The sequence below is a fragment of the Acinetobacter marinus genome (assembly GCF_900096915.1).
Lineage (GTDB): Bacteria > Pseudomonadota > Gammaproteobacteria > Pseudomonadales > Moraxellaceae > Acinetobacter > Acinetobacter marinus.
Map to the genome: position 1 here is coordinate 623210 of NZ_FMYK01000001.1, position 21677 is coordinate 644886.

A 21677-nucleotide genomic window follows, 5' to 3' on the forward strand; every position below is an offset into this window, starting at 1 on the left:
CCTTTACGATTCCATTTCTGATCAGATTACTATACGCCGAATTGGCATGTGCTGTATTGACAGCATTCTGATAATTTGACATTTTGTGCCATAGCCAATGTCATAGTGAATCCATCGATGAGCTTTGTATCGCCAAGTTTTTTAAATACACTACAGGTCTATTTAACCTCCAATGAAATAGAAGATGCAGACCTGTTGACGCAGATCGAACATGCACAAAAAAATTATCAATGGCGTATGCCAAAGTCTGAGTTTATTGGCTTGCTTGAGCAGATACAGGCACGATATGACAAACCTGCTTTGGGTTTTCGGATTGGTCGTTGCTTAAGCCCAGAGCATTACGGCATGGTGGGTTATCTTGCGACCAGTTGCTCGAGTCTTGGGCAAGCCTTACAGCGTTATCAACAACACCTCAGTTTGGTCGATTCCAGTTTGGACACACGCTATAGTGATGTGGGCAATCAACGCCTCATTCGTTGGTGGCATAACGAAGCCAATAGCCAAGGCATCTGGGGCGAGTTTGGCTTAATGGTGTTTATCAACTTTTATCAAGCACTGATCGGCAAAGACATCGCGCCAAGCTATGTGGAATTGACTGCACCGTGCCACGGCGATCCCAAGATTTATGAGATGCTTTGTGGTTGTCCTGTCAAGTTTGGCTGTGATGCGATTGGCATCGCACTGCCAAAATCACTCTATGCCCTAAAAATCTCCAGCAGTGATCCCTTTTTACGTCAGCTTTACGATCGGCAAGCCCTCGCCTTACATCAAGATTTTGTTGCACATGATCCGTTTTTACAGATGACGCAGTTTGCCATACGTCATGCACTACCTGAGCAACGCTGTAGCGCCGCCCAGATTGCCAAACAACTCGGCTATTCACTACGCACCTTTTACCGTCATCTTGATGCACGAGGGTTACGCTACCGTGCGCTGATCGCAGATACACGTTATGCACTGGCAAAATCCTATTTGCATGATCCAAGCCTGAGCCTTGCCGAGATTGCCTTGATGTTGGGCTATGCAGATCAGAGTGCATTTTCTCGTGCCTTTGTCGCGTGGTCGGCACAAACACCGTCAGCCTATCGCTTACAGGCTCGGTTATAGACTCGGTTATAAACTGGGCTATAAACTCGATTACAAATTCAGTAACAGCCTCTCTATAGATCAACAGTCATCTCGCTTAAACGGCGTAAGCTGGATAACGCAAATCTGGCATCATCAGACAACTATTGTAAGTCGGTATTTTGGCGATGCCATGCTGATCATCAGCAACTTTTATTGCTGATTTCAGGATGACTGGTCAGTTTTTTTGTAACCAAACTGCGAATAATGCCCGAATTACGCATATTTTTTAATCAATTATCTTCATCATTTCAATTAATTAGTTGACTTTTTGTGATGCAACTCTCAGTTGTTTGACTCCAATCGCTTATTTAGATAAAATGCGCCACCTCGTTAGGTTTTTGCAATATATCTGTACGATATTTATTCTTTTTTGTCATCCCCTGCACAAACCTATTTTATTTCAAGCAATTACCTGTCTTTTCTCCCAATCGACTTGTCTTTTGCGCTTTAGTACGTTTGTCGCAAAGCAGATGAACTTTTTTTGAAGTTCACATGCTGTATTTGCCACAGTGGATCGCATTACTGCGGAGATATCATGAAGCAAAATCGTCAGCTTTCTCGATCGAGGCTCTGCCTCAATTACTTTAGCTCTCGCCCCTCGTTAAAAGCCACAGCATTGTGTGCAATCCTCGTTCCATTGAGTTTGAATGCCTATCAAGGTTTGCATATCAAATCCGACCTCAGCGCACCACAAGATCAGGCGCAAAATGCGTCAGCAACACAGTATGCAACTGAGCACCAAGCCACAGAAACCACACTACGCAACGGCAATGTGCTCACCGTGGTTGCCGTACAAGGTCCAACCACCGTATTTCAACAAGATGGATTCACGCATGGTTTTGGCTATGATCTGGCACGTAGCTATGCCAAAAGTATGGACTTGCGCTTAGAGCTCAAAACCGTCAAAGACAATGCCACAGCACTGAGCTGGGTGAAGCAAGGCAAAGCCGAATTTGCACTGACCACTGCCAGTGTGGCTGCCATTGAAAATGCCCGTCTGACTGCGGTTGAAGGCAGTTGTGGTGCACAGCCGATCTTAGAAAAATATGGTCTCGATACCAATTTTTCTTGGGTGTTTAAGTCTGCTGAAGATCCGATGACGGCGACCGCATCAGGACATTTGTGCCAAAGTAAAAATACAGGCACATTGCAACAGCTGGCATCATTTTATGATCAGCAATATATCAAAGACAGTGATTTGCAAAAGATCGATCGTGATCTGCAAAAACGTCTACCGATCTATCAAGCCTCGTTCAAACAATCTGCCAAACAGCATGATTTAGATTGGCACTTCTTAGCAGCGATCGGCTATCAAGAATCATACTTGCGCCCCGAATCAGTCTCTCCGACAGGTGTGCGTGGTGTGATGATGTTGACCAGCAGTACTGCAAAAGCGATGGGGGTCACCGATCGTACCGATGCACGCCAAAGCATCCAAGGTGGTGCCAAATATATGCAACTGATGCTCGATGAATTCGATGATGTACCTTATCCAGATCGTAACTGGTACGCCTTAGTTGCCTATAATATGGGACCTGGCGCCGTACAAGGCATTCAAAAACGCCTTAAAAATCAAGGTAAAAACCCAAATCAATGGGTCAATCTGTACAATTATCTTGAGCGTAATCAAGCCTCAAATGGGCGCTACCGTCAGGCACTACAATATGTGAAGCGGATTCGAGTCTACACCGAACACATCAAGCAGACTGAATTGGCACGGCTCTAACTTGATTGGATGAAGTCTTGTCCTTGTTTTTAGAATGATCTGCAATTTGATCTCCCAACCATATTTGGTTGGGATTTTTTTGCGCTAATAATTCTGCACTTGCATTTTATACAGCAGATTCCTGCACTGCATATTTCTGAAAAGCGCTGGTTGAACAAAGTTTAAATTTTTTCTGCTTGTTGTTGATCCGATGCAAATACACCACGGCGCCGTTGACGCTCGAGACTCGGACATTGCGTTGAAATTTGATAGAGCACATTGAGCAGTGGTGGAATATGCGTGCCGACGATGGATTTACCCGTGCTTAACAATGACACACTGATGTCCCGCTTTGGATCGGCCCAGCACATGATATTGGAAAAGCCAATATGCCCAAAAGCCTGCCCTGTCATCGGACCAAAAATACCGACAGGATCACCGCCGAGCATTGGTCCAAGTGCATAACGCATCGGGATCATCAGCGAGCGATCCATGAGATAGCCTGAGGTTGGCAAGGTTGCCCGAAATACGGTTTCAGGGGAGAAAATTTGTCGATCTTGATATTGCCCGCCGTTCAATAACATTTCAAAAAAGCGCCCCATCTCCTCCGCACTGGTGTAGATATTGGCTGCGGGGCTGATGGTGTCCATAAACCGAGCATCATTGGTCAAATCCACTGTGGTTTGCAGATCCGCACCCAACACATGGCGTAAATATTGGTCTGTCCCCATTCTGGAGAAGAAGCCTGTGGCATAGTTTTTTGCGACTTCATCACGGAATTCGGGTGCAAGACCATAGTTAAAACAGCGCATCCCCATTGGTTCGCTAATGCGTTCATGTAACAGTTGAGTAAGTGGCATTTGTGTGACCCGTTCCATCACCTCACCCAAGATATAGCCAGCGGTGACGGCGTGGTACGCCAACTTTGAACCAGACACAGACATCGGCTTGGCATCATAGAGCAGTTGTAAAATTTGTGCCTTATCGAACAGGGTTTCAGGTGCGATCTTGCCCTCAACTTTGGGAATCCCGCCTCGATGTGACAACAGATGAAAAATCGTGGTATGGCGTTTGCCGTGTTTGGCATATTCTGGAATGTAATGGCTAATCGGATCGAGTAAATTCAACGCACCCTCTTGATCAAGCAGATGCACCAACATCGCTGTCACCAACTTTGATGCAGAAAATAGACAGATGGGGGTCGTGGTCTTTGCCAAACGCTTTGCGGAAAATGCCAGATCGTCAGGTCCATTGCCTGTGGCAAAACCAATACTGCGATTCAGTACAATCTGACCTTGACGGCGTAGACAGAATGAAATCTGAGGATGATTTCCTGTGCGGTAAAGCTGTTCAATTGCAGACCAGATTTTTTGCTTTTGTGCCTCGCTCATTCCCGTCAGTGCAATCGGCGACTCGTTGCCAATATCTGTGACTAAATCATCTGCGATTGGACTGGTATTGGTTGACCAAAATTTCATGTCTTGTCCTTTTTTTCAGCTTATTTTTATCTGCTATCCAGCAAGATGTTGTGTTTTGCACCAATGTTATCTTAACGCAATGTCTTGATGAATATCGGCTCAGTTTGTACTTTTCGTCGGATCGAGGTGTGATGAGAAAGTCGCCTCGATTTCAAATTTTAGAAACTGATTTGCACCTTTTTTTGCACGCCTCTTTGTAAACTGGTCTTGTAAATGATTTTTGCAAACCATTTTTACAACTCATTTCTGCGAACCATTTTTACAAATCATTTCTGCTAATCACTTTTGCAAGTCAGTCATCATCGTTTTCGAGCAATTAAGACGATCTTGCCTCTTTGACCTCAGCTTCATCAATTTGCAATGGTTTGCGTGGTGGCCAGAAAAACTCACTCGGACGGGTGACAAAATGCGTGGCAATCAGTTTGAATAACGGACGCCATTCTTGTACACGCACACGGCGGGCACGCAATGCCACGAAAATGGTCAAACTAAAACTGACAAATAAGTTGGTGAGACCAATCAATAGCACGCCTAAAAATGACACCACGATCAGACCAATGTCAGGTGAACCGTTAATATTCATCAAGCCTTGAATAAAATTCGCTGATGCAAAGGCAATGTGACGAATATCCAGTGGTAATCCCAAAATAAAGCCAATGGTGCCCATACTGCCGAGCATCACCCCAAACAAGAAATTACCCATAATTGCGCCAAGATTTTGCTCAACATAGTTGGCAACTCGCTCAAGGCGATGTTTGGTAAAGATTTTTTGTAACTTTGGATGGGCTTTGATGCGTGCACCGATCTGGCGATAGATCGCCAAATTGTCATAATAGCCCGCAATTAATCCTGAAAAAAACAAACACACCCCAGCAATTGCCGCATGTGGAATGGCGAGCGAAGTGAATGGATTGAGTTCATGCAGCACATGACTGGCTTTGGCATGATTCATCAACGCTTCACCAAACATGGCATCCCAGCCATAAGCAATCAATGCCGCCACAGGAATGGCGATGGAAATATTACCCAAAATGGCAATAAACTGGGTACGGATAATATTAATAATCAGCGCCGCCAGCTCCGCCATATGCGCATTTTTACTGCCTTTTTTCTGCTGAATGGTGGCAGCCAATGCCGCCGCCGTCATCGCAGGTTGTTTGGTCGCCACGGTAAAGTGCAAAATATGGATAAAAACAAAGCCCAATCCATAATTCATACTGTAAATAAAGGCTTGCATCAACGGCGCTAAGGTCAGCCGTGCCGACAATATCTTTAATGTCGCCATCACCGCAATGATCGCACCTGCACCCGCTGCGGCACGGTACATTTCAAAGTAGCCTTTTTTGTCGGTACTCACATAATGCTCGCCTGTTCGGCTGGCATTTTCCGTGACTTGTAAAGCGATCAATTCAGTATTGGTGGTCAGCAGTGCACGCACACTTTGATCACTATAATGCGCATAGGTAATATTACGCAGCAATTCCATAATTGCGGATTGTTGCGCCTTATCCTCATCAGTGACCACGTGCAAAAGGATTTCAATGCGTTGTAAACATTGCTCAAGTAAGGTCAGCAAATAGGTCAGACTTAGACTCACACCAATACGCTTGGTGGCTCGGCGTACCCGTTGCATGATGTCACGACATTGCTCCAACATCACCAGCGCCTGATCTGGGTCAGGCACAGGCATCACTGAGGCAATATCGTATTGCGATTCATACTTTTTATAGGTTTCAATAAACTCAACAATTTCACGGTTTTGAATCAAAAATGGCGATTCAAATTCATCAATTTCTGGATAGGCGTGGGTAAACTCGGAATGTAAACCAATAGCGCTGACGCGATAGGACAAAATCATGATCGCATTAATCATCTTCATGCGAATATGGTGTTTGTTGCCTTGATTAGCATTGGACTGGCCCAGTAAATGCAAAATCATCTGCCAATCTTCGGCTTGAATATTATCTAGCCAATAGCGGTCACTTTTCTTATAAAAAACCCGCCCCACCAACTCTTTGAGTTCGCTCTCATCTTTGACCAACGGCAAAAAATGCGCACCAATACGCTGAGAAAGCTGGGTATTGAAGCCCTCAGAGCCCAAGATGCCACTTTCAACATACAGGCTAACTTGCTTATATTGATTGAGCAGACGCAAAAAATAACGCTGAATAATATCACCAGCGGTCGGTGTCATAATCAAGGCACGAATAAATGCCTTCATCTTTTGATTGATTTGGGCATGATCGCTGGCGTCGCTTGGACGCAAACGGTCGACAAGACGCACCAATAGCTGTAGATCCAAGCGCTCCTGATCAATCTGAGCCTGCATTTCGATCAACAAATCTTGCAATGGAATATGCATCAATCAATCACCTTCAACTGAAACAGCAGTGCTGAGATAGCACAATTTAAATTGCACATCGTTAAAATCAGTAGCTTAAAAATCATTGAATGCGGTCTAAAGCCATCTTGGCTAAATTTTGCAAAGCATCACGATAAATAGACTGTGGTAGAGCTTGCAAAGACTGCAACGCCGCATCGGTTTCTTGCTTGGCACGTTGCATACAGTAGTCCAAAGCACCCGAAGATTTGACAATCTCAATCACTTGCTCAAGCTGTGCTGTACCGCCTGTGGCAATACTTTTATAAATAATTTGATGCGCCTCAGAGCCTTGCGCTGTCATCTGCATCGCCGCAATGAGTGGTAAGGTTGGTTTACCTTCCATCAGGTCATCACCGATATTTTTACCCAGCGTTTCCGCATCGGAAATATAATCTAGCACATCATCGACGATCTGAAAGGCATTGCCAAAATGCCCCGCATAGTCACGCAGTGGTTGACGATACTGTTCAGTACCCGCCAAGATCGCTGCGCCTTCAGTTGCCAGTTCAAATAAACGTGAGGTTTTACCGTGAATAATCTTTAAATAAATCTCTTCGGTGGTATCAGGCTGATGCTGTGATTGAAGTTGTAGGACTTCACCTTCGGCAATCTCACAAGTCCCTGATGAAAAGTCCTTGAGTAAATCAAAATCCTTTAAATTCACCAACAAATCAAAAGCACGGGCAATCAAAAAATCACCGACCAAAACCGCAGTTTGATTGTCCCACGTGGCATTCGCTGTTGGGCGACCACGGCGCAAACCCGATTCATCAACCACATCATCATGCACTAACGTTGCGGTATGCAGCATCTCAATCACTGCTGCTAGATGCCGTGAATGCAACATCTCTGTTTGACCACAGGCATGCGCAGCAAGCAAACACATGATCGGACGCATACGTTTACCGCCCGCTTCGACCACATGCTTACTGACCGACATCACCAAACCGACTTTTGAGGTAATGCCTTCATTGATAAATCGATCCATCTCAGCAAAATCTTCAGCCACGGGCGCAAGGATATCCTGTTTAAAATCAATACTCATGTAGATCAAGCCTCTAAAAAAAATTCCAGCACAGTTGTCAGGCAGTTTTCGATTGTGATTTTTCGATTTTCACGTTATTCGATTTTCACTTTATTTGCGCTCAACGATGGAGATGCGATGTCAAAAAATATGAGAACAGTAGAAGACAGAAGGAATCAAAATACCCAATAATCAAATATTTAAACTCAAACAAAATCTGACATTTCAACCAGTAACAATCGCACTCAACGCTATTTTTCTAACACAAATCATACCAGCCGATACAGCTCGTGCTATTTTCATCAAACTTCGCCCAACTTGCAAGCCTACTTCTACAAATCAGCAACCAAATCAAATACAAAACAATGCTTAGCTACGATTAAATTGACCCAAACATACACTTCAATACAATCTCCGCCATTAGAGAAAATTTTTGCTTTTGGCATTTTAAAAATATTTTGCATTTACACAGGGATTTTCTGCTTAAAAACTTGTCGTTTGGTTAGAAATTGCGTAAAATTATGCGCCTTATACCCCCAGTGGCGTTCGTTTTAAGCTCGATATATCCCTTTATCGGCACGACGACACGGGCTAGTGTGGAGTACGTTATGTACGCAGTAATCCAAAGCGGTGGTAAACAGCACCGTGTAGTTGAGGGTGAAACCCTTAAAGTCGAATTGTTGAAAGCTGAAACAGGCGCAAGCATCACTTTTGATGATGTCTTGATGGTTGTAAATGGCGACAACGTTCAAATCGGTGCTCCAGTTGTATCTGGCGCAAAAGTCACTGCAGAAGTGGTTGGTCATGGTCGTCATGACAAAGTACGCATCGTTAAAATGCGTCGTCGTAAGCACTACCGTAAGCAACAAGGTCACCGTCAATGGTTTACTGAGTTGAAAATTACTGGTATCGCAGGCTAATCACGAGGAGTAAGAGAAATGGCTCACAAGAAAGCTGGTGGTTCGACACGAAATGGTCGTGATTCTAACCCTAAAATGCTTGGTGTTAAAATGTACGGTGGTCAAGCTGTGACTGCTGGTAACATTATCGTTCGTCAACGTGGTACAGAATTCCACGCTGGTGCAAACGTAGGTATGGGTCGTGACCATACTTTGTTCGCTACTGCTGACGGCGTCATCAAATTCGAAGTGAAAGGTCAATTTGGCCGTCGCTATGTAACTGTTGAAACTGCATAAGTTTCCATAGTTCAAAAAAACCCGCCTTGTGCGGGTTTTTTGTTGCGTCGATTTTTACCAAATGATTTAAACAATGCTTTTTTAGCAATGCTTTTTTTAACAATGTTTTTTTAACAGTGCTCGTTTTAACCATGCCAACTTACACAACATACAGCCTACTTACATTACATTCTCATTCATTTCAAAATAATAAGCACCTTAACTTCATCTTGCATAAAGTATGCTTTGGCATACTAAAACGCACTTTTCTCCACAGGAATTACACAAAACTTAGAATTTTCTTCATTTTATTTATTTTGAAAAACAGTAAGATGTGCTCACAAACTTTTAATTAAGACAGGAAAAGTAAAATGTCTTCACTAAAATCAGCTTTTCAAAAAACAGCATATGCGATTACCGTCAGCACATTGGTGGCTACGCCTATTCTCGCCACACAAACTTATGCCGCAGCAGCGTCAAGCCAACAGGCGACCAGTAGCTTGGTCAGCCAATTAAGTGCGATTCAAAACCTAACTGCCGATTTTGAGCAAAGCACAAAACTGACCAATCCGAAAACTACGCAAAAGAAAAATCAACCGATGCCACAGCATATGAACCAAAGTTTTACAGGTCAGATGAAAGTGGCTCGCCCAGGTAAGTTTTATTGGAAAACCATCAAACCTGCTGAGCAAACCATTGTCACCACAGGTCAATCGGTATGGATCTATGACCCTGATCTACAGCAAGCAGTAAAGCAACAGCTGGATGATCAAGTGGCAAACACCCCTGCGCTACTGTTATCTGGCAACACACAGCAAATCATGCAGGCGTATGAAATCAGTCAGCCCGATGCCTCTAAAACCTATTACAGCTTAAAACCAAAAAATAGTGAGGGTGCGTTTGAACGCCTATTGGTTAGCTTTGGCAAAAATAAAGCGCCGAGCCTGATGATTTTACAAGACTCGATGGGTCAGACCACGACCATTAAGTTTAAAAACGTCAAACTCAATGCCAATATTGATCAAAGCGTATTTAACTTTACTCCGCCTAAAGGCACCGACATCATTGAGCAATAATTTATAGCAGCTTGGACGCATTTGATCAATCTGCGCCCTCTGTCTAGTCCTGAAATAAGAAACCTCGTTTGTGCGCAAACGAGGTTTTATTTTTGGCGCAAAAAAATTCTCGAAAAATTAACTTTGCGAATTTTTCTTGCTTAACTGCGTCATCCCGATCCAATGTTTGGCAAATTGATAAGCTGCACGTCCCGAACGCTGTCCACGCATCTGACTCCAGCGTAACGCCTCTGCCCGTGTTTCCTCAGTCATTGCCAAATCAGCTTTACTGAGCCAATGCGCCACTACATCGAGATACAACTGTTGATCCATCGGATAAAATGACAACCATAAACCAAAGCGATCAGACAGTGAGATTTTCTCCTCAATTGCCTCTTGCGGATGTAGCTCATCATATTGCGGGACATCGACTTTACGCACTGGCGTGTTTTCATGCATAAATTCTGGCAATAAATGACGACGATTCGAGGTGGCATAAATCACAATATTTTCTGCGCCCGATTGCAATGAGCCATCCAAAGCACTTTTTAGACTGCGATAATTTTCATCTTCAGCATTAAACGCCATGTCGTCGCAATAGACGATGTACTTTTCCTGACGATCTTTGATCAGCTCACGAATGATCGGCAAATCTTTTAAATCATCTCGCTCAATCTCAATAATGCGTAGACCTTGTGACTGAAAATCGGTCAATAATGCACGAACAAGGGACGATTTTCCTGTGCCTCTTGCGCCCGTAAGCAGCACATCATTGGCGGGAAAACCATGTAAAAATTGCTGGGTATTTTGCACCAATTTTTCTTTTTGACGATCAATGCCTTTGAGGTCATCAAGATGGATGGCTTTGGGTGAATGGATGGCGAAGAGTTGCTGATCTTTCCAGATATAGGCAGGCGCAGTGAAGTCAACATCTTGTTTCAGCGCTGGAAGCTGTTGTTGTACTTGTTTGGCAATCTGTTGTAATAAATCAATAAATTGATCTGGAAGCTCAAGTTGCGCCATGTTTACCGCCCGAAGGAAATTGTCGAAAGCGCTATTGTAAAACGATTTATATGAAATAAAGTAGCGTTCTTGGATACAGTTGCTTGGCAATCTGCAAAATTTTTCCGCAAAATTCACTGAGTTTTTAAGGTTTCGTCTGGGCGAACAACATCCGAGCGGATAAATTTGTATTGAAATTAGCCAATCACACCTTTTTCTTCGGAAAAAATTTGCCAAGTGTATAAAAAATTTATAATATAGCGCCCACAGGAAGCGTGGCAGAGCGGTTTAATGCACCGGTCTTGAAAACCGACGAGGGTGTGAGTCCTCCGTGAGTTCGAATCTCACCGCTTCCGCCAAATTTTGAAAAAGCCTTTGTAGTTGATACAAAGGCTTTTTTATTTTGGAGTGGTATGCAAGCAAAGTGAATGTTCGCAAAGAATACATTAGAATGAGTTAAATAAATAAAGGAATTACAGATGAAAAAAATCAGGATTTTACAAACGGTGGGATTGTTGAGTTTAATACCCTTATTAACTGCGTGTTTGACCAACCAGATCTTATCTCATAAAGCTGATGGACAGTGTTTAATCACCCAACAAGATATGGTCTTAGGAAAAACAACATTTAAATCATATGGAACAGCATATATGCTCAATACTTTAAATGTCGTCCAAGCCCCTGCTACGATTGGTTATCGAGAAATAGGTTCAATTCCAACATCTACTCGCTTAAGTATTTACCGAATGTATGAAACATGGCAATCCACTGGCTATATCGGAGCACATATTGTGGTTAGAATTGAAGAGGGTTCTCATCAGGGCGTAATAGCTACTCTGCCATTAGAGTCTGAGCGAATCGGTGATCCCAATACTGGGAAGCGAACCATCGATGAGAGGGGTAATTCAAGCAAGCCGTATTGGTATCGACATGATGAGACTTATGAGGTTAAGGGTAAAGTATTTAAGAGAGCTGATGTCACCCAAATTATCTATAACGAGGATTTTCTAAAGAAATGCGATTAATATTTGCTTTTTCTATACACAACCTAGATAAACGGGCTTAGAGAAACTGGTCTTACAAATCGTCTAGCGACTAATTCTATCAATCATACAGTGTCTTCTCGTGTAAAACAGGATGCTATAGCACCATTATAGATAGAACTGCTTCTGCCAAGTTTGAAAAAGCCTTTGTAATTAATACAAAGGCTTTTTTTTATTGCGATGACAAGCATTAAAACATCTAGAACATCAACGCCAAACCGACACCATATTGCCAACCTTTTTCGGACGTTGTTTCAGCTTGCCAATTGGTTTGCTTCTGTCCTTTTTCATAAGCATAGCCAACATCAATAAATGGCTTAACCCGCTTGGTGATTTCATAACGTGTTTGCACACCGACAGCTAGCTCGGAAAGCCCAGATTTCGAGGCATACTTTGAATCATCACTGAGCACAATATTCATCTCCAAATAAGGTTGACTAATCAGCTTTTGCGTCCATAAAAATTCACGCTCAAACTCTAGTCCGAGTGCTAGATAATCATCTTCACCAAGATAGGCATAAGCCTCCGTTTCAAAAAAATACGGTGCAAGTCCATAGAGACCAAACATGGCATCAACCGTGTCGCCATCGCTTAAATCTCGATCTTCACGATAGCGCAGACCTGCTTGCGCATCCCAAAAGTCACTGATTTTTCGGCTATATAATGCAGACACATCGTAATGTGCATCGCTACTTTCCGCTTTATTGACATGAGCAAGAAAAAATAGACGATTTTCGTCTGTACCGATCATGCTATTCAACTCAGTGCTTAAAGCGCCCTGCCCATCTTCATCCAGTAGCCACGCTGTTTCCAGATTACTCACTTGATAAATCTGTCCACCGTGTTCTTTGAGATGTTGATTCATCGAATCATGAGAGGCATGATCCGCAGAATAACTTGTTGTATCAGTTGCATAGCTCAATGAACTCACCGCACTGGCAAGGCATATCAAACTTACTTGAAAAAATGTAGAACGATTTAAGCCAATTTTTAACTTTTTCGGAAAAGATTTAGTGGTGTGCATGGTCTTCTCCTTTTGCGTAGTTTTGAACTTTGTCTTGCATTTTTGATTGTGCGTTAACTTGATCTTCATCAACCTGCGCCACGATCAATTTATTCATCATGCCTGCGCTCATGTGATAGAGCAGATGACAATGGATTGCCCATTCACCGAGTTCATCAGCAGTGAGTAGCAAGGATACGGTTTTATTTGGAGGAACAATGACCGTGTGTTTATTGGGTAAATCTTGCGGTGCTTGACCATTTTCAAGTTGCATAAACATGCCGTGCAAATGCATCGGGTGCGCCATCATGCTTTCATTGACGAATTTTAGACGGATACGCTCGCCATAATTCACCGTCAACGGTTCAGCTTCGGTAAACTTTTTGCCGTTAATCGTCCAGATATAACGCTCCATAATGCCACCGAGTTTGATCTCGATTTCACGCTTAGGCACACGAGTATCAGTCTGCGGCGTCAGTGATTTTAAATCTTGATATTGTAACGCCTTATGCCCTGCTGGCGTGGAAGCATCCGCCCAACCTTCGGCGTTTTGTTCATTCTGTTTTGTTGCTTCAGAATGATTCATCTGCTCATGATTCATTTGGCCGTGGTTCATGCTTTCATGATTCATCGTTTGATGATTCATTTGTGAATGATCCATCGCCTGATTCATGTGCATGCTGTGATCCATTTCTGAATGGTTCATCTGTTGCATATTTTGATGGCTCATCATTTCATGATTCATTTTGGCATGATTCATTTGCGTATGATCCATCTGTGAATGGCTCGCCGAATCCGCTTGATGCGCGCCATGTCCCATATCTGCCATAGTCAGTAAAGCACGCGGTCGAGATTCTGGGATCGTCACTTTTGGCGCTGTTGTACCTTGTTGCGTCAAACTCGCCAAAGCAAATCCTGTGCGATCAATCGACTCGGCTTGGATTTGGTAATGTGCCTGTTTTGGCTCGACGATCACGTCATAGGTTTCTGCCGTACCGATACGAAACTCATCGACTGCCACTGGTTGTACAGGCTGACCATCGGCACTCACCACGGTCATTTTGAGGTTGGGAATGCGCACATCATAGAACGACATCGCTGAGGCATTGACGAAGCGCAAGCGCACCTTTTCATTAGGAAGAAACGCACCTGTCCAGTCTTGCTCAGGCGTTTTGCCATTGACCAAAAAGGTATAACCCGTCACATCGGACAGATCGGTTTTGAGCATGCGCATTTGATTCCACATTTTGCGGTCTTGCCATGTCGCACTCACCCCTTTATCTTGGATCTGTTGCCATAGATCGGGCAAAGTTTCACGCTGATTTTGATAGTATTCTGCGGATTTTTTTAGATTCTTCATGATCTCGGCGCTGGTCGAATCATGAAAATCGGAGAGCATCACCACATAGTCACGATCGGCTTGTTCATGCTGTGCGACGGGCATTTTACCTTTTGGATAGACTACGAATGCGCCGTACAAACCATCTTGCTCTTGCCCACGGCTATGGGCGTGATACCAATAAGTACCGTTCTGACGAATCTTAAAACGATACTCAAAATGCCCTTTTGGCTTGATGCCATGAAATTGATTAAAACCTGGTACGCCATCCATAATCCCTGGCAAAAGTAAGCCATGCCAATGAATCGAGGTGTCTTGATCTTTGAGCTGATTATGCACATAAATCACCGCTTCATCGCCCTCTTCAAACTCAAGCAGTGGTGCAGGGAATTGACCATTCACTGTGATACGTTTTAAAGGTTTACCTGTGACATTCACAGTATTTTCATCAATATTCAGATGATATTCACGGACTGCGGCGGTGCTCCACGTCGAGCTGGCGAGCAACACGCTACACAGCACATATTTGCTGTAGGTTTGTATAGATATAGACATGATTGTTCCTAATCATTTTTTAAAAAAAGTTGTGATGTGGAAAGTCAATTCCACCAGAACAGTTAAAAATGATTAGACAATCGGAGGACGTAGGATTCTCTGCCAGTAACCTGACAAGTCTTGCGCTTGATAGAGGCTATCGTGGGTTAAATTATGGAAAATGATCGCCATTTCAGGAAGGAATTGCGCTGTTGGTAGCACCGCCGAAGCCATCAGCTGACAATGTAATGGCGGGCATTCGTGGCAATCTTGTGATGGCTTCATATCGGCGTGATGATTTGACGCTGAATGATCATTACTATTTGAGTAATGAGTTGATTGATGTATGGCGTGATGTATTGAATGATCAGCAACATTGTCATGTTGCGTCGTGATCTGCATTGAATCACTATTTAAACCGCCGCTTATAAAACCACTTACAGAACCACTATACGCATGCACGAGCGAAGACAGCGCAATGGCAAATACCATCAGCACCGCAACAGCGATATTGTGCATCAATTTGTTCATGGGCTGTAAATCAGTCAATCGTTCGATAAGACGATTAGCTTAGCCAATATTCTAACAAAACACAATCTAAGCAACACGGTGAACTCACGCAGACAACTGTCGCCATTGCCAGCAAAATTGGTTAAGATAGCCACGTTTTTATTTTAATGTTGTGAGAATGCAAGTGACTGATCGTACTAATACTCGTATTGATGCCACCGATGTGACTGAAGAAGAGGCGCAAAACGCTGTATTTTTTGATCGTGCAGATCAGTTTATCAAACTTGCCAATGAATTTTGCCGTCCGACCAAAGGTCAAAAAACCAATCCGACTGAGGTACGTGGTCAAGTTGGCGCAGCGATGTTGTTCTCTGCGGCTCGCTTTAATACGTGGGTCAGTGCCAACGGCTTTAAAGATGGCGATGAGATGCGTGATGCCAAAGATCAGATTATGGCGTATTTGGTTCAGCAGTTTCAGGCGATGCTCGAAGATAACTATGATGAATATTGTGAGCAGTTTGAAAACTATCTACGCTATCGCAATATGGAAGAGTTTCATCGGAATAAAGATGGTGGCTAAAAGGCTTCAATCCATTTTATTGAATAGATAAAATAATAAAATATAGTTTTGCAATATTTATTTATGAACAATACTAGACTTTTCTTTAAGGATATTATAAAAGATATTCTGTAAGCTAACCGTTCTAAGCAATACTAACATAAACAAGGGGAACATAATGATTGATAGAATTACTCAAAGTTTATTAAAAGATTTTGAAACCAAATTTGATTTTAATGTTGAAAAAGACTCTGACTTGTTTGAACATTTTGTGAACTATACAATTCTTGAAAGAAAATTAGAGGACAGAATTGATGAAGATTCGTTAGGATTAATAAATATTGGAATAAATGGCACATTCGGTTTAGATGGCTTTGCGATTTTAATCAACAAACATTTAATTACCTCCATTGAGGATTTAGATTCTATACTTCAAAAGAATATAAAACCAGTTGCAGACGTTTTTTTTATTCAAGCAAAAACTTCAAATAGTTTTGAGGTTAAAGAAATTAGCTCATTTGGTAATTCCATCGAAGATTTTGTTTCATTAAACCAAAATTATTCATGGAATGAAAATGCGAAAAATTTTATTGATTTGTTTAAGCATTTAACATCTAGAGCAAACGATTTAGAGACTAACCCTACATGCCACATATTTTATTGCACTCTTGGTGAGTATGAAAAAGATAAAAATACGGAAGCAGAAAAAAATAGGGTTTTAAAAAATATTAGAGATCAAAGAGTATTCAATAGGATTGAGTTTGATTTTATAGATTACAATGACTTACAAAATGATTACAAGAAAATTGGTCAAAAAATATCCAGAACTTTCTCTTTCAGTTCGAAGACTTTAATGCCAGATATTGAAAAAGTAAAGGAAGCTTATATTGGTGTAGTCCCAGCAACCACTATAATTAATCTAATCGAAGAAGATTCAGAATTAATATCTTCAATTTTTTATGATAATGTTAGAGATTTTCAAGGTTTTAACAAAATAAATCAAGAAATTAAAAATACTATCTCTGATGAAAATTTAAAATATGCTTTTTCGGTTTTAAATAATGGTATTACAATCGTTGCGGAAAAGTTAACATCTTCTCGTGACAATGTGACCATTACAAATTATCAAATAATCAATGGTCTTCAAACTTCCAGAGTTCTACTTGATTCCAAAAATTCTATCGATGATAAAATTTATGTAACACTAAAACTAATTGTTACTGAAGATGAAAACCTAATATCAAAAATAATTCGATCAACAAACCGCCAGACAGAGGTGAAGGAAGAAGATTTGTTAGCTTACTCAGATTTTCAGAAAAGGCTTGAGGATTTTTTCAAAACATTCGATGAGTCTGATAAATTATACTACGAACGAAGATCTAAACAATACAATGGTTCTAGTATTGATAATAAACTGATTATTGATAAATCGACTTTAATCAAAACTCTCGGTAGTTTTTATTTTCTTAAGCCTCAATTAGCTACTAGATATTTTGGTGCACTATTCAACGAATTTGGAAACCAACTTTTCCTCGATAATCATAAATTATATCCATACTATACTTCAGCCCTGATTTATAAAAAGTTGGAAAATAAATTTAGATCCAACGAAATAGATAAAAAGTATAAAAAAATCAGATACTTCATATTAATGATGCTAAGATTGGAATATAATTTAAACTTTCCGAATTTCGAAGCCAATAAGATTGAAAAATATTGTAGTGATCTAATAGTTCATTTTAGTGTTGACACTAATTTCGATGAAAAAATTAATAATGTAATTAAAAAAATAGATACATTACATTTAGATTTAGAAAGCACTGAATTATCAAAATCAAATAAGCTTGTAGAAAATATTAAAAGCCTATATTTTAAGTAATAAATAGTTTATTTTACGAGTTTTCAATCAAGTTGGCTGATGCATCATTTGGAGTTCTGTACTTCAAATGAACTTTACTAATAAATAGAAAATTTGTGCTCCGAAATCTTTATCCCTCACCCCCAAACTTCACCATCTGCCCATTTTTTATAACAATTAATTGGTCAAAATATTAACTGTAATGCACTATCCTAGTGCATTACAGCATTTCGTCACGATCACTTTTTATCTTGCACCACTGGCTGACCATATTGATCCGCCATCACTTCGACGAACTGATCCAGTTTGATATATTTTTTGATCGCTGCATTGACATCTTTAACCGTCAGTTTAATGATTTCTTGATCACGCTTGGCACGATCTATCATGCTTTGATCATTCTCAAGCTGACCGTTCAGCATCCGATGGATGATGCGATCATCTTCCAAGATCGTGGCACGTTGCTTCATGATGTCGGCTTTGGCGGCGGCAAGCTCTTGTTCAGTAATGCCCTTTTCCAAAAGCTCTTTCAGCACTTTATGCACCGACTGACTGACCTGTGCAGAACGCCCAGCTGTATAGTTGGCACTGATCAGCAATGCACCGTTGTCTTTTTGTGCGTCTAATTGCAACGGACTGCCGAAACCATAGACCAACGCATTCTTCTCACGTAGCTCTTTTGCCAAGCGAGAGGACAACTGCGAATCACCCAAGATATGCGCAAAGACGATCAACGCAGGCGCATCTTGATGATAGACACCCACAGGTACGGTCAGCGCACTTTGATAGTAGCCAAACTCACGTTGCTCTGACAAAGCATGCACTTGCGTTGCTTTAAGCTGTTGATAGTCTGAAACAACAGGGGCAAAAGTGGCTTTGCTTGACCACTTTTGAAACGCATCTTTAATATCATCTTGCATTTTCTTGGCTTCGAACTCACCCGTCACCGAGATGCGTGCATGGTTCATGGCGAAGTATTGCTGATAAAACTGCTGAACCTGTGCATTAGTAATTTGCGTTAACTCTTGCTCAGCCACAGTCGGTTCAAAATGATAACGTAGATCACCAACAGGATATTGCTCTGTCATCCGCCCCAGTGTCAGCCCTGCCACGACTTCAGGCTCGGTATATGGACGATCAAGCGCTTGTAACGATTGTGCTTTGATCAAATCAAATTCAGACTGGGAAAAGCTCGGATTTTTGAGTAACTCCACCACAAAATCAAAATATTCAGCAAAGTTGGCTTGGGTCGCAGAGATATTAATTTTAATGCGATTGCTATCCGATTCAGCGCTGAGCTGACCATCGAGCTCAATACTTTTATCCATAATCTGTTGCAGGCTATACGCTTTCGATCCTCGAAATAGTAAATATGCGGTCATATCGATCAGGTTCTTTTTGTGCATCATCGATTGTGCATCACCGAAATCGACATCGATGCTGGCATAGATTCGATCATCTTTGGTCATGGTTGGATACAGCGCATACTCCATCCCATTGCGCAATTTTCCACGTTGGATCGCCTTCTCACTAGCACCAAGTTTTTGTGCAGAGGCTTTGACATAGCTGGCGATCTGCGCTTGATACACGCTTGGATCGAGCAATTCTGTCTCTGCTGTGCTCACTGGCGCCAATGGTGTCGCATTTTCTGTGGATTGCTCAGCCAATTGTTGTGCTTTCTTTTGATCTTCTGGTGTCGGTAATATCGATGCGGTGACTCGATGTGACGGCACTAAAAACTGGCTCAAGGTCTGATTGACTTGATCCAGTGTCACGGCTTGCATGGCTTTTTCATCAACAAAAAGGCGTTGCCAATCACCATGTTCGCTGACGATGTAACTGGTCAATGCATCACCCAAATCGGTCGCACTCGCCATCATTTGACGCTGTTCATTTTTTAACACATTTTTCACCCGTTGCAACTCGGCTTGGGTAAATTGTTTGGGTTTTTCTACCTCAGTCGTCAGTGCGCTATCGACTTTTTTGCCATCTTGACTCGGTGCGTAGACTGCACCAAGGAACAGTAAATTAAAATCAGGCTCAAGCCACGAGCTGCCAAACACATCCGTGCTGACACCCGTTTTCACCATGTTTTGATAGAGCTGTCCGCTCGGTTGCATGGTGTAGAGCGAAGGTACCAAGGCTAAAGCAGGCTGAATCTTTTCATTGGGACCATTTAAATAAATATGGAACTGCGCCAAATCACTGCCTTTTTTCACTTCATAGTGTCGGGTGGTGATTTGATTTGAATCTAAGGCAGGCACCGTTGCAGATGGCGCAATCTGCTTGGATTTTAAAGGTGAAAAATGCTGATCAATACTGGCTAAGACTTTGTCGCGATCAAACTTCCCTGTGATCAACAGTACCGCATTGTTCGGGGCATAGTAGCTTTGATAGAATTTTTCCAGTTCGGGCATTTTGATGGATTTCAGCTCATCCAAATCACCAATCGGTAACCGCCCAAGCGATTGATTGCCATAGGCGGATTTCCACATCTGATCAAGCATCACCGCAAAAGGCTGATCCAGACGAATCTCACGTTCACGACGCACGATCTCGATTTCAGACGGGACATATTGCTCTTTCAGCACCAATTTATCCATGCGCTCCGCTTCAAGCTGAAGGACTTTATCGACGGCATTTTGTTCAGGACGGATGTAATTGGTATAGCGTGTGGAATAGTATTCGGTACTGGCATTGTTGCTCAGCGTGTATTGATCGAGCTGGCGTTGGTAGCTTTCCCCAGGGATATTGGTCGTGCCTTTAAATGCCAGATGCTCCAGCAAATGCGCCAATCCGCCTTTACCCTGTGGATCGTTTAATGAACCCGTGAAATAAATGGTATTCATATAGACTTTATTTTCTTTTTGATTCGGTGCAAGGACGATACGCAAGCCGTTGTCTAATTTATATTCGCTGATCTCTTGCTCAGTCTTGACCAATATTGGCTTGGCAAACAGCTGTTGTCCGATAAAAACAGGTTGAATAAATAATAAAGTACAAGCAAGCCACAGTTTTTTAGACTGCATTTTTTTTGGTTTTGGGCTTTTTGGTTTCAGACTATTTATTTTTGGTCTGTTTGAATTTGGGCTTTTCGTTTTCAGGTTTTCAGTAGATATTGGCGTGGATCGAGATATTTTCATGAATAGATTCTTTTTTGCGATTTAAAATGTCAGTTGAGTATACCGTCTTGTTCGACACAAGCTGATGATATCTCCTAGTTATTATTCAAATTTTTAACTTTATTTCAGTAAATTTTTGCAATATTTTAGCGAATTCAGCATGCTAGTTTGCCTCTTGTAGATACGGATAGGGATTCACAACACCTTGCCCATTGAGATAAATGCCATAATGCAGATGGGGTGGCGTGGTTTTGGCATTGCCACTATTGCCCACATAGGCGAGCACCTCACCCGCCTCGACCCAATCGCCCTCTTGGATGTGGGCGGCATAGCTGTCCAGATGCGCATAATAATGCCGACTCCGATCGGGACCGACCACCCAGACCACATTGCCACCCAGATTGTTGGTGCCAAGTCGTGACACAATACCATGTGTCGATGCCAGCACTGGTGTACCTCGTGGCGCAAAAATATCAACACCTTGATGCTTACGCCCTGCACTACGTGCTGCACCCCATGTATCAGTGATTTGACTGTGTGTGACACCTTGTACTGGAATGGCGACTTGTGTGGGCATAGATTGTTGTTGCAGTTTCCAATACAACATCACCGATCTTGCGCCCGCCGATTCACTGGATTTGGGTGGCTCACAAGCACTTAAAAACAATCCGCTGAAGATGATGACAACGACAGATTGCCATGCTTTGCCATTCAGATTGCGTGAACGTTGAGGTATAAATCTAGTCATGCGTTGTCTGA

The 21677-nt window shown here is 42.2% G+C and carries 17 protein-coding genes and 1 tRNA gene; 9 read left to right on the forward strand and 9 right to left on the reverse strand.

What is annotated here, in order from left to right; translation table 11 throughout:
• Positions 1-117: 117 nt before the first annotated feature.
• The gene (locus tag BLQ60_RS02790) at positions 118-1107 is read left to right on the forward strand and encodes an AraC family transcriptional regulator (RefSeq protein ID WP_092615618.1); all 990 of its coding nucleotides are present in this window, start codon (positions 118-120) and stop codon (positions 1105-1107) included.
• Between the two features lie 556 nt (positions 1108-1663).
• Positions 1664-2854, forward strand: a complete 1191-nt coding sequence (locus BLQ60_RS02795; RefSeq protein WP_092615621.1) for a transglycosylase SLT domain-containing protein — start codon at positions 1664-1666, stop codon at positions 2852-2854.
• 161 nt (positions 2855-3015) lie between these two features.
• On the opposite strand, the gene BLQ60_RS02800 is transcribed toward BLQ60_RS02795, so the two are convergent.
• From BLQ60_RS02800 to sdsA, 3 genes are all read right to left on the reverse strand, one after another.
• The gene (locus tag BLQ60_RS02800) at positions 3016-4311 is read right to left on the reverse strand and encodes a serine hydrolase domain-containing protein (RefSeq protein WP_092615624.1); all 1296 of its coding nucleotides are present in this window, start codon (positions 4309-4311) and stop codon (positions 3016-3018) included.
• A 316-nt stretch (positions 4312-4627) separates the two neighbouring features.
• A complete protein-coding gene (locus BLQ60_RS02805; protein ID WP_092615626.1) occupies positions 4628-6673 on the reverse strand; it encodes a site-specific recombinase in 2046 nt (681 codons plus the stop codon).
• Between the two features lie 82 nt (positions 6674-6755).
• On the reverse strand, positions 6756-7739 hold the full coding sequence (gene sdsA / locus BLQ60_RS02810) for an All-trans-nonaprenyl-diphosphate synthase (RefSeq protein WP_092615629.1): 984 nt from the start codon (positions 7737-7739) through the stop codon (positions 6756-6758).
• A gap of 587 nt (positions 7740-8326) precedes the next feature.
• On the opposite strand from sdsA, the gene rplU reads away from it, so the two are divergent.
• The 3 genes from rplU to lolA all read left to right on the forward strand — a co-directional run bounded on the left by rplU (position 8327) and on the right by lolA (position 9969).
• Entirely contained in the window at positions 8327-8638 is a 312-nt protein-coding gene (gene rplU, locus BLQ60_RS02815) for a 50S ribosomal protein L21 (RefSeq protein ID WP_092615632.1), read from the forward strand.
• Positions 8639-8656: 18 nt separating this feature from the next.
• A complete protein-coding gene (gene rpmA / locus BLQ60_RS02820) occupies positions 8657-8914 on the forward strand; it encodes a 50S ribosomal protein L27 (RefSeq protein WP_092615635.1) in 258 nt (85 codons plus the stop codon).
• A gap of 350 nt (positions 8915-9264) precedes the next feature.
• On the forward strand, positions 9265-9969 hold the full coding sequence (gene lolA, locus BLQ60_RS02825; protein WP_092615637.1) for an outer membrane lipoprotein periplasmic chaperone LolA: 705 nt from the start codon (positions 9265-9267) through the stop codon (positions 9967-9969).
• A gap of 117 nt (positions 9970-10086) precedes the next feature.
• On the opposite strand, the gene BLQ60_RS02830 is transcribed toward lolA, so the two are convergent.
• On the reverse strand, positions 10087-10971 hold the full coding sequence (locus tag BLQ60_RS02830) for an ATP-binding protein (protein WP_092615639.1): 885 nt from the start codon (positions 10969-10971) through the stop codon (positions 10087-10089).
• Between the two features lie 248 nt (positions 10972-11219).
• Here BLQ60_RS02830 and BLQ60_RS02835 point away from each other — a divergent pair.
• Positions 11220-11309 (forward strand) — tRNA-Ser (locus BLQ60_RS02835).
• Positions 11310-11429: 120 nt separating this feature from the next.
• A complete protein-coding gene (locus BLQ60_RS02840) occupies positions 11430-11975 on the forward strand; it encodes a hypothetical protein (RefSeq protein ID WP_092615642.1) in 546 nt (181 codons plus the stop codon).
• Positions 11976-12192: 217 nt separating this feature from the next.
• Here BLQ60_RS02840 and BLQ60_RS02845 read toward each other — a convergent pair whose 3' ends face one another.
• The 3 genes from BLQ60_RS02845 to BLQ60_RS13950 all read right to left on the reverse strand — a co-directional run bounded on the left by BLQ60_RS02845 (position 12193) and on the right by BLQ60_RS13950 (position 15388).
• The gene (locus BLQ60_RS02845) at positions 12193-13080 is read right to left on the reverse strand and encodes a copper resistance protein B (protein WP_378235165.1); all 888 of its coding nucleotides are present in this window, start codon (positions 13078-13080) and stop codon (positions 12193-12195) included.
• Entirely contained in the window at positions 13004-14884 is a 1881-nt protein-coding gene (locus BLQ60_RS02850; protein ID WP_092616056.1) for a copper resistance system multicopper oxidase, read from the reverse strand. The genes BLQ60_RS02845 and BLQ60_RS02850 overlap by 77 nt, the downstream gene beginning before the upstream one ends.
• Before the next feature lie 78 nt (positions 14885-14962).
• The gene (locus BLQ60_RS13950; RefSeq protein WP_143005167.1) at positions 14963-15388 is read right to left on the reverse strand and encodes a hypothetical protein; all 426 of its coding nucleotides are present in this window, start codon (positions 15386-15388) and stop codon (positions 14963-14965) included.
• 175 nt (positions 15389-15563) lie between these two features.
• Here BLQ60_RS13950 and BLQ60_RS02860 point away from each other — a divergent pair, with 175 nt between their 5' ends.
• Complete coding sequence (locus BLQ60_RS02860) at positions 15564-15959, forward strand: DUF3144 domain-containing protein (RefSeq protein ID WP_244515939.1); 396 nt, start codon at positions 15564-15566, stop codon at positions 15957-15959.
• Positions 15960-16116: 157 nt separating this feature from the next.
• Positions 16117-17817 (forward strand): AIPR family protein, encoded by a 1701-nt coding sequence (locus BLQ60_RS02865; protein WP_092615654.1) that lies wholly within the window; start codon positions 16117-16119, stop codon positions 17815-17817.
• A 218-nt stretch (positions 17818-18035) separates the two neighbouring features.
• On the opposite strand, the gene BLQ60_RS02870 is transcribed toward BLQ60_RS02865, so the two are convergent.
• On the reverse strand, positions 18036-20825 hold the full coding sequence (locus BLQ60_RS02870; RefSeq protein WP_092615657.1) for a M16 family metallopeptidase: 2790 nt from the start codon (positions 20823-20825) through the stop codon (positions 18036-18038).
• Between the two features lie 256 nt (positions 20826-21081).
• Entirely contained in the window at positions 21082-21666 is a 585-nt protein-coding gene (locus tag BLQ60_RS02875; protein ID WP_092615659.1) for a M23 family metallopeptidase, read from the reverse strand.
• Positions 21667-21677: the final 11 nt, after the last annotated feature.

Excerpts from the sequence above, each read along its gene's own strand:
- sdsA (WP_092615629.1), bottom strand. The coding sequence starts at position 7,739 with ATGAGTATTGATTTTAAACAGGATATCCTTGCGCCCGTGGCTGAAGAT.
- BLQ60_RS02875 (WP_092615659.1), bottom strand. The coding sequence starts at position 21,666 with ATGACTAGATTTATACCTCAACGTTCACGCAATCTGAATGGCAAAGCA.
- BLQ60_RS02805 (WP_092615626.1), bottom strand. The coding sequence starts at position 6,673 with ATGCATATTCCATTGCAAGATTTGTTGATCGAAATGCAGGCTCAGATT.
- lolA (WP_092615637.1), top strand. The coding sequence starts at position 9,265 with ATGTCTTCACTAAAATCAGCTTTTCAAAAAACAGCATATGCGATTACC.
- BLQ60_RS13950 (WP_143005167.1), bottom strand. The coding sequence starts at position 15,388 with ATGCACAATATCGCTGTTGCGGTGCTGATGGTATTTGCCATTGCGCTG.
- rplU (WP_092615632.1), top strand. The coding sequence starts at position 8,327 with ATGTACGCAGTAATCCAAAGCGGTGGTAAACAGCACCGTGTAGTTGAG.
- BLQ60_RS02830 (WP_092615639.1), bottom strand. The coding sequence starts at position 10,971 with ATGGCGCAACTTGAGCTTCCAGATCAATTTATTGATTTATTACAACAG.
- BLQ60_RS02790 (WP_092615618.1), top strand. The coding sequence starts at position 118 with ATGAGCTTTGTATCGCCAAGTTTTTTAAATACACTACAGGTCTATTTA.
- BLQ60_RS02865 (WP_092615654.1), top strand. The coding sequence starts at position 16,117 with ATGATTGATAGAATTACTCAAAGTTTATTAAAAGATTTTGAAACCAAA.
- BLQ60_RS02800 (WP_092615624.1), bottom strand. The coding sequence starts at position 4,311 with ATGAAATTTTGGTCAACCAATACCAGTCCAATCGCAGATGATTTAGTC.
- BLQ60_RS02795 (WP_092615621.1), top strand. The coding sequence starts at position 1,664 with ATGAAGCAAAATCGTCAGCTTTCTCGATCGAGGCTCTGCCTCAATTAC.
- rpmA (WP_092615635.1), top strand. The coding sequence starts at position 8,657 with ATGGCTCACAAGAAAGCTGGTGGTTCGACACGAAATGGTCGTGATTCT.
- BLQ60_RS02840 (WP_092615642.1), top strand. The coding sequence starts at position 11,430 with ATGAAAAAAATCAGGATTTTACAAACGGTGGGATTGTTGAGTTTAATA.
- BLQ60_RS02870 (WP_092615657.1), bottom strand. The coding sequence starts at position 20,825 with ATGCAGTCTAAAAAACTGTGGCTTGCTTGTACTTTATTATTTATTCAA.